General features: G+C 58.0%; 1 protein-coding gene. It reads right to left on the minus strand.

The window, feature by feature from the left end:
- Nucleotides 1-545, minus strand: a 545-nt coding sequence (locus tag JK635_RS29410) for a TIGR00645 family protein (RefSeq protein ID WP_202656462.1), incomplete at both ends; no start/stop codon positions are given.

Consider the following 545-nt stretch of genomic DNA (forward strand, 5'->3'; position numbering starts at 1 on the left):
TCGCGGTCGGCATTGGCTGTCATTGACATGATGCGGTCGCTGTAGGCGATCGCCAGCGCCGAGATCAGGAACACCATGTGGATGCCGGTTTGTGCAAGCAGGGTCTTCTCGTCATACGCCTTGGCGTTGATGAAGGTCTTCAACAAGTGGATCGACGAGATGCCGATGATGGCCGTGCTGAGCTTGACCTTCAGCACGGTGGCATTGACGTGGGACAGCCATTCGGGCTGGTCCGGATGTTGCTCAAGATTCATGCGGGAGACAAAGGTCTCGTAACCGCCAACGATCACCATGATCAGGAGATTGGAAATCATGACCACGTCGATCAGTCCCAGCACGACCAGCATGATGGTGGTTTCGGTGAGCTTTGAAGGCCGCGGCGCGCCATCCACGGTCACTGCGTCGAGGATATGCGCCAGCGAGTTGGCGTTGCCCAGCACGGCGCCGATCAGGTCGGACAGCTCTACCCAGAAATGATAGACATAGACGCACTGTGCGAGGATCAGGCCGAGGTACAGCGGCAGTTGCAGCCAGCGGCTCATGAA

The sequence above is a fragment of the Neobacillus paridis genome, from assembly GCF_016765675.1.
In the GTDB taxonomy this organism is placed as follows: Bacteria; Bacillota; Bacilli; order Bacillales; family Cytobacillaceae; genus Neobacillus; species Neobacillus paridis.